Genomic DNA, 8,833 nt, shown 5'->3' with positions numbered 1-8,833 from the left:
ACCTTACTACATACCCATACGAGACATAACAGTGCAACAGATACTGCCGCCGCATAACCCATCTCGTATCTTACAAATGCGTAATCATCAATGTGGTTGGCTATCAGCTGTCCGGAATATCCCGGTGTCGGGTTTGCTCCTGCTAACTGTACACCAATCCAACCCATGTTAAATGCATTTACAATAGACATAACCGCACCGAATAACATCTGTGGTTTCATTGAAGGTATCGTAATGTATATAATTTCCTGGGCTCTGTTTTTGATACCGTCCACATAAGCCGCCTCGTATAGTTCCTGATCTATGTTCATAATACCTGATATCATAGATAAGAATCCGATACCCATTGAAGACCACAGGGATATAAATATCATAATTCCCATAAAGTAATCTGACGAAATCAACCACTGTATAGGCTGATTAATAAATCCAAGTTTCTGCAGCCATGCATTAGCAAGACCGTTTTGGTCACCTGAGAAGATTGTCTTCCAGATGTACTGAATCATAATCTGACCTGCCATGGAAGGTGTGTACATTGCCAGGGCATATAATGTTCTTGCCCTTGGTGTAACCTGTGCTAATATCCATGCCATTATAAATGACATAACGTATCCGCCTACACCTACTACTATGGCATATAACACTGTATTTGGAAGAACGTATTTCATAAATACTTCATCACCTGTGAGAAGTGTTACATAGTTAGTCATTCCTGCAAACTTTGGTGTATTAATAACGTCAAAGTAAGTGAATGATAAGCCTATGGCAATTATGATTGGTAATAAAATAAATGTAAAAAACAATAATCCGTACGGAAGTAAAAGTAAAAACGAATGAAAGCCTTCTGTCTGGTAAAACTTTTTACTGCTTCTTACTTTTACCTTTTTTGTAGCTACGGCTGTATTACTCATTCGAACTTACCTCCTCTCCCGGATCTGCTTTTGCCTTATCCTGATTTTCTTTTATCCAGTCATATCCCTGGAGTTTGAATTTCTTAACCATTTTTCCGTTTTCATCGTAATAGCCAAGTTCCTTCATTTTACGAACAATTTCTTTATTAACATCATTCTTTGCTTCATCTACTGCGACCTGACCTGCAGTACCGTCAAATACCATTGTTGTCCAAATATTAGAAATAGTTCTTTCCAGTAAATACTGTCCCGGTGTTCTTGTAACGTCTGTTACATAATTAATCTGTTCTGTAATAATCTTCTTGTCAGCTTCATCCATAGGGTTATTTTCCAATGCTGCCCTGTTAGCTGATAACCAGAAGAATGTCTTTCCGTATGATGAGCGAAGTGTGTATGTATATTCTGTCTGAACGCTCTTACTTGTCCACCACTTAAGGAATTCCCATGCTTCCTGCTTTTTATCAGATGAGTTAAAGATTGCTCCACCTGTACCGTTTGCAACAAAAGTTCTGTTGACTGTTCCATCTTCCTGTTTTGTACCAAGATACTGTGAAATAGCCCATTTACCGTCTAATTCTTTTGCTCCGTTTTTAATAAGTGTGTAATCTTCCATTCCTACGATACCAATAGGTAATACTGAATATCTGAATGAGTTAAAGAATGTCTGCACTGATGTATCAAGAGAATACTTAGTAAACAAATCACCAAGTAACTGTAATCCCTTAACTGATTTCTTAGAATCAATACCTGTTGTAATCAGTCCGTTATCATCCTGAGTGTACAGCTCTCCACCATTCTGTAATATCATTGGTGCTGTCTGATAGAACCACTTATAACCTGTTGTTCCTAAAGAAATGTTGTGATAGAAGTTCATTCCATATCTCTGTAATGTAGGAAGAATTTCAATTAAATCATCCCATGTATTAGGAACCTTTAACCCAAGGTTTTTAAATATATCCGTTCTGTAAACGATTGCATTAAAGTCTGTTGTTTCAGGTATAGCATACATTCCTTCATTATATACATATGATACAAATGAACCTGTAGGGAATCTTCTTGCTACAGTCCAGAAATCATCAAACTTAGTCAAGTCATATAAAGCACCACGGCTTGATAAATCAAATGGTACATATGACATAAGTCCCAATGCCACATCCGGTGTCTGGTCAGCTGCAATAGCCAGTGTCAGTTTGCTGACATCAGGCATTGTTGAAACCTTAACCTTAATATCTTTTCCGGTCTGTTCCTTATAATATGGAACAAACTCTGTATCTACCATCTTCTGAAGTAAGTCAACGTGAGTAATTGCTCTGTTTACCCAGATAGTAAGAGTTTTGCTGTCCTCTTTTGCTCCTGTTGCATATTTATCAGAAGTAAAAGTATTTACCAGTGATCTTACACCTGTCCACATTGAACTTGCCAATGATGGATTTGCACTTTTAATCTGATTCTTTTCTCCATAGATATAGATTCTGTCTAATGTAAATTCATTAGATGTTACCTCTGTTGTAAAGTTACTAAGTGAAACTAATATAGAGTTTTCAGCACCTGTTAAATCTTTAGTATGAAGTGCAATTTCATCAGGATATTTTTTCATTGTCTTAATAAATTGCTGTGCTTCATCAAGATATGCCAATATGGCACTTGAATTTCCATTTGGTGAATAATCCTGAAGCAAATATCTTATATGTTTAATAATTGTTTCGTAAGCATTAAGGTAATCAGAGATTTCCGGAATGTACTTTGTCATTTTCCAGTTTCTCTCTGTATCAACATCACTACCCGTAATTTTTGTAATTTCCAGCTGGAAATCTGTAAGATGCTGCTGTAAAAGAAGAGCATATCTGTATGCTTCCATTACCGGCTCATTTTCCTGCTTAATTGCGATAGTGTGTTTACCTTCTGTTAAATAGAAATTGTAATTGTTTCCATCTTTGTCTGCCAATGTCACATTTTCATAGCCTGATGATACAGGTTCAAATGCGTAATTGTACATTTCCTCAAATGGAACTTCCCCATCTATTTTTATTGTTTCAAATGACTGGAATTCTTTCTTTCCATTGTCATAGTGGAATGCAATATTGTAATTTCCTGTTTTCTTTACATTAAATGTATATACAATTTCGTTACCTGCTGAATTCCACTGTAATGTATTTAACTTTTCGTGATCTATGTTGAATCTTGTAAGTGATGTATTTGTATCGGTTCCATACACAGCGTCTGTTGAATTTTTCTGTGTATAATAAACTGCATCAATTTCTAGCTGATCATCTTCCGCTGTTACTAACTCTGCATCCTGATGCTGTGCCGCATAGTCTTTATATGATGCAACATTTGTTTTTGCTTCCTGCACCATTAACTTGCCAAGAGCTAATCCACCTGATGAAACATTTTCGATATTGATTTCATTTTCTCCCTTTTCTAAATAGAAACATAATGGTGTGCTTGATACATATGTATTGTTGTATAAGTATGTATTGGTCCATTTCTGTATTCTGTTCTGACTAGGTGCCATTTCATCACCATAGCTGTCTAAAGGAAAATCTTTCTTTTCGTCGCTTCCTACATATTTGTCAGTATCTACGTCTGTCCATAAAATAGGAAGTGCAATGGTATTCATTTCTGAATACTGCTGTTTTCCATTAATGGTAGCACTGACGGTGTAGTCTGATAAGGACTCACCTACTGACATATAATCTATGTTTAAATAATATAATCCGGATTTTTCTACGGATACTTTATATTTGGCAACATCTGTATAGTCTAATTCCACCATGTCTGAATCATATTCTTTAACAGCTTCAGGCGTGGTGTCATCTGTGTTTTTCTTTTTCTCAGCGTAATATACCTTAGCATCTTTGCCGTTTTCTAAAACCGCCTGATGATTTCCCTCACCGATTTCTTTATTTGTCTTAATAAAGTCTGTATAGTAAACCTCTGTTTTTTCACCATCATCAAGGTACGCATTAGCCAATAAGTCATAAGCCTTTTGGACTTTATGATTATCTGCATCCTTTATGTAAGTTACTTTTGTACTAAATACAAACTGATTAAGGCATACAGCTGCAACAATGACACACACTATACCAATTATAATAGCAATAACTTTTCTTTTCATTGTTGTCCTTTCCTTTTTATAAAAGCGGAACTACGTTTTTGTAGTTCCGCAATTACTTATGTATTAATTATTAGTTACGATTATTTTAAGTCTGCGTCCTCAAATCCGTAATATTCTTTTAATGCATCTTTTAACTGTTTCTGTGCTGTCTGAATACGCTTGTTGCATGAATCATTCCAATCTGATAATCTTGACTTAACATTATCTGCCCAATCCTTATCAGTAAACCATGCTCCGGCAACATTTTCCTGTCCGCAGTTAATCCATTCGTAAAGTGTCTTTGTTGTGTCACCGTTTTCTGAAATTGTGCTAGTCCAGCATTTGTCAATGTAATCCCATGTCTTTCCTTCTTTCCAGATTTCAAGAACTTTCTGGAATCCTTCTTTATCAGCATATGCTTTATGAGCGTCAAGCTTGTTCCAGATTTCCATCTGTGCATCGTAATCATCACCTGAAACTACAGGGAATGTATCACCTGCTGCTGACTTAAGCTGACCATTGTCTGACCACTTCTGATCAAATATTGCCTGTCTTGCTGCTGTACTTGCTGTCCAGAATGAAGCAAATGTATATGTAACATCAAGTTTCTGTTTTTCTTCATCACTCCATTCAGATTTCTTGTCATCTAATGAATAGTTGTGAAGACAAATAGGATCCATAATTACCTTAATTGTATTTTCACAGTAGTCTGTTGATGGGTATGGGTAAATGTCCCAGTCAGCTGACTTAATATAAGCGTCGCTATCCTTTGCTGATTCATCAGCACCTGCTGTAAGGAACCAAGGATCTTCAAAGTTTACAAGAGATCTGTTGTTTGTGAAGTAGTACCAGCTATATGCTGAACATTCTTTTACAATATCCTTTGTAATCTTTCCAGCACCTGCTGCAACGTCAATAGACTTTTCAGCCCATTTAGGGAAATACTTAAGAAGTGATTTTACTTCATCACTATTTAAGTCAACTTTGTTTTCTTCCTTAATCATCTTATTAATAGTTGTTGTTCCAAGGTTTACAATATCAACAGGTGTTCCCTTTGAACCCCAGAATGTTTTTCCATCCGCCTTTGAAACAAAACGTGTATATTCATCAATGCTCCAGTCAGGCTTTGGAACGTTAATATTGTTATCTTCTGCTAATGCCTTGTTAACCCAGATTCCACCAGGAATTGTGTATGATGGAAGTCCTGCCTGGAATCCATAATAGTTAAGATTGCTCATAAGTGTTTCGTTATACTTCTTATACGTTGCGTCATCCTTGTATACTGACAAATCAGCAACTAAACCTTTTTTAATGTCGTTTATTACGTTTGTTGATCCCCAAATATCAGGATACTTTTTGTACTTCGCCTGGAAGTTTTCCATTTCCTGTTCCCATGATGCTGTGTTGTACTGATCAGGGTCACCAACTTTTGACCATAAATTAATCTTAATGTTAGGGTATACAGTGTGGAACTTCTGAGCCACTGCGTATACCTGTGCTACGTTCTGAGCCACAATCTTGCTAGGGTCTGATAATTTCTTTCCTGCTGCGCTATCAGGATTTCCGATATCCTCATAGTATTCTCCATCACCGGACCATACCATAATAGATACTTCTCCCTTAGTGTCCTTTGCCAAACCTGTTGTAATGCCGAGATTGTCGCTGCCATCTCCGCCCTTCTTGCTCTCCTTAGAGCTTCCACAACCTGTTAATGCCATTGAAGCACCAAGTGTCAATGTTAATGTTAAAGCTAATGCTTTACGGCCTAATTTTTTCATTTTAATATCCTCCTTCATTTTGAAAAAATTTAATCACCTACATTAGAAACCACATAGTGATTTTCTTTAAAACGATTTTATCACAAGAATATGTACAAATCAACAGTAAAAAACGATTTTACAATATTTTTTATTGTAATATTTTAACAACGGATTGAAAACGCTTTTCATAATTTTTTACTATATTTTCTAATATAATTTTGTATACTTATCAATAATCCCAATATTTGGTGAAACGTTTTCACTAAAACACCCTATTTGGTGGCTAAAGATTTATTTTTTTCATGAAGTGTCTTATTCATTAATTTCTATTTTTCCGATAAATAAAAAAAGCAGCCACCAACTAAAAGTCAATGACCACTCTTTTCAGATAAATATTTTATTTTAATTAAGCTTCTTTTCTTTTTCTTGAAAAGACAACGATAACTGCTGCTGCTGCGATAGCTGCTACTGCACAAGCGTAAGGTCCAAAATCTCCGGTTGCTACTGTTGTTGTATTTGTAGCAGGCTGTGTTGTATTGCCACCATTGTTGTTCTGCTGATTGTCATTTGCTGCTGCAGGTGCTGCTAATGAATAATCTGTACATGTGATTACTGTAGCCTTTGCAGCCATATCTGAATCACCGTCTGAAATAGCTGACTTTCCGCCTTCAGCCCATGTGTACAAATCTTTTTCATCATCTCTGTCACCAAAATCTCCACCTAATCCAAAGTAAATTGAATTAGCATCACATTTAGCTGTAAATGTTTCATCAACTGTTACTGCCTGATTTTTTGGTAACTTAACCCATTTAGCAAATGCAATATTTTCCTTAGTTGCAATCTTAATTACAACCCATTTGTCCATCTTAGTTGATTTCAATGTACACTTTAATGTATACTGCTCACCTTTTTTAATATCAACTTTTCCTTTGCCATCCTGGAATACCTGGTATCCCCAAACACCACCCCAACCGATAGCGTCCATGTTAGCTGTCCAGCCTGTAGCTGAATTTTCCTTAAATGAACCTTCTGATGCTTCGTACCATACATTACCTTCTGAGAAACCTATGTAATGTCCCCAGGTACCTGCTGCGAAACAACTTGCGCTCATACCTACAGTTAATGCAACTGTAGCTGCTACTGCCGCAATTCTTTTTAATACTTTCATTTTATTTCCTCCTTTATTCAGATAAATATACCCGATATACTGTGAGTATAGCACGAAGAATACCGTAGTTCAATAAATAAAATCATTTTTATTATCCTTTCTAACAATTTTTACAATCTTTTATGTCTTATTCTGTACATTGTCAACAAAGTTGTTGTTTCTGCAATTTTAAACTTTTCCCCTTTGCATATTCATTTTTACCTATAAATATGTTACTATGTTTAAGGCTGTTTTTTAATAGTTTTATCATAATATGAAATCGGTTATTTTTATCTGATTTACATTAAATATAGGAGGTTATTATGATTCGTCTTATAGGAGTTTTTTTATTCCTTGTGGTTTACTTTATTATATCGTTACCAATACAGTTAGCTGAACTTATTATTCAAAAATTTAATATGGATATAAGAAATAAAAGCAGTCTTTCTTTTGTACAATGGGGATTGAAATGTGTAATGTTTATTTCAGGAGTAAAACTTGAAGTTACGGGATATGAGAATATTCCTAAGGATACTCCTGTTTTGTTTGTAGGAAATCACAACAGTTTTTACGATATTATTGTTACTTATCCGTTGATGGAACGACCAACAGGATTTGTTGCAAAAAAGGAAATAAAAAAAGTACCATTTCTTAGCTGGTGGATGTATTTTGTAAATTGCATCTTTTTAGACAGAAGTGATCCAAGAGCCGGGCTTAAATCTGTTTTAGATGCGGCAGGTCTTATTAAAAAGGGCATTTCTGTATTTTTGTTTCCTGAGGGAACCCGTTCAAAAGACGGAAATATGCTGGAATTTAAGGACGGTGGTTTTAAAATTGCTACTAAATCAAAGTGTCCCATTGTTCCTGTAGGAATAACAGGTTCTGCAGATGTTTTTGAGAATCATTTTCCTCTTATTAAATCAACTAAAGTAACTGTAACCTTTGCCGAGCCTATTTATACCGCTGATTTATCCAGGGAAGAAACCAAAGGACTTTCCGCAAGGGTTAAAGGAGAAATTCAAAATATTATTTCTAAATAATAACTTTTTGTTTTTTTGATGTTTAAAAAATTTTATGTCAATGGGGGTAAGCCATGGGCTTTGACCAATGAAAATTTTACTTTTAACCCTCTCATCTTAATATTTTATTGTAAATTTTTCTGTTAAATGATAGAATAACACAAGAGACAAAAAAGTGGAGGTACATAATGAATATTTTAAACAATATTTCACCAATTATGGCACTTAGCGGACTGACAATCGGACTTATTGTGGTGGTTGCAGTTTTGTTAGTAGCTGTTATTGTTCTTTATTTTATAGGTCGTAAAGCCGAAAAGAAACAGGCAGAGCAGGAAAAGACCATGAAAGAAAATGCTCAGACAGTCAGCCTGTTTGTTATTGATAAGAAGAAGTTAAAACTTAAGGATTCAGGACTTCCGAGTATCGTTCTTGAGCAGACACCTAAGTATGCCAGACGTGCAAAGGTTCCTATTGTAAAAGTTAAGGCAGGTCCAAGAGTTATGAATCTGATTGCAGATGCAAAGATTTACGATCAGATTTTACCAAAGCAGGAAATTAAAGCTACTGTCAGTGGTATTTATATCACTTCATTTAAAAGAATACGTGGTCCTATCTATGAACCGCCAAAAAAGAAGAAACATTTTTGGCAAAAAAGTAAATAAGACAGCACATAAAAAAAGTCCCGATACACCGGGACTTTTTTTATGCATTTTTTAGTTCCTAAGCTGTCTGCCTCTCGGCAAGCTGCCTCTTTAATTCCTCTATTTCTTTTTCATATCTTCTACGTTCTTTTTCTATTTGACTTTGCTTTTCGTCCAGCTTCTCCTGCATTCTTTTACGTTCAGCTTCTCTTCCTCTTGCTTCTCCTCTTGCTTCTCCTAATGCTTCCCCACTCATTC

General features: G+C 35.6%; 6 protein-coding genes. 2 read left to right on the top strand and 4 right to left on the bottom strand.

What is annotated here, in order from left to right:
• The 4 genes from Q5O30_RS02025 to Q5O30_RS02010 all read right to left on the bottom strand — a co-directional run.
• A partial coding sequence (locus Q5O30_RS02025) for a carbohydrate ABC transporter permease (protein WP_302674532.1) occupies positions 1 to 911 on the bottom strand: 911 nt, incomplete at its 3' end.
• Entirely contained in the window at positions 904 to 4,029 is a 3,126-nt protein-coding gene (locus Q5O30_RS02020; protein WP_021952095.1) for an extracellular solute-binding protein, read from the bottom strand. The genes Q5O30_RS02020 and Q5O30_RS02025, both read right to left, overlap by 8 nt.
• Positions 4,030 to 4,109: 80 nt before the next feature.
• Positions 4,110 to 5,786 carry a hypothetical protein gene (locus Q5O30_RS02015; RefSeq protein WP_021952094.1) on the bottom strand — a complete coding sequence of 559 codons (1,677 nt, stop codon included), beginning with the start codon at positions 5,784 to 5,786 and terminating at the stop codon, positions 4,110 to 4,112.
• 388 nt (positions 5,787 to 6,174) lie between these two features.
• The gene (locus Q5O30_RS02010; RefSeq protein ID WP_021952093.1) at positions 6,175 to 6,936 is read right to left on the bottom strand and encodes a hypothetical protein; all 762 of its coding nucleotides are present in this window, start codon (positions 6,934 to 6,936) and stop codon (positions 6,175 to 6,177) included.
• A gap of 302 nt (positions 6,937 to 7,238) precedes the next feature.
• Between Q5O30_RS02010 and Q5O30_RS02005 the strand changes: the two genes are divergently transcribed.
• Both Q5O30_RS02005 and Q5O30_RS02000 read left to right on the top strand, forming a co-directional pair.
• The gene (locus Q5O30_RS02005; RefSeq protein ID WP_021952092.1) at positions 7,239 to 7,955 is read left to right on the top strand and encodes a 1-acyl-sn-glycerol-3-phosphate acyltransferase; all 717 of its coding nucleotides are present in this window, start codon (positions 7,239 to 7,241) and stop codon (positions 7,953 to 7,955) included.
• Between the two features lie 167 nt (positions 7,956 to 8,122).
• Positions 8,123 to 8,596 carry a hypothetical protein gene (locus Q5O30_RS02000; RefSeq protein ID WP_021952091.1) on the top strand — a complete coding sequence of 158 codons (474 nt, stop codon included), beginning with the start codon at positions 8,123 to 8,125 and terminating at the stop codon, positions 8,594 to 8,596.
• Positions 8,597 to 8,833: the final 237 nt, after the last annotated feature.

It is taken from the genome of Eubacterium sp. CAG:161 (genome assembly GCF_000432355.1).
In the GTDB taxonomy this organism is placed as follows: Bacteria; Bacillota; Clostridia; order Lachnospirales; family Lachnospiraceae; genus Eubacterium_G; species Eubacterium_G segne.
The sequence above is the reverse complement of the archived record's forward strand: the minus strand, read 5'-3'. Positions and strand labels throughout refer to the sequence as shown.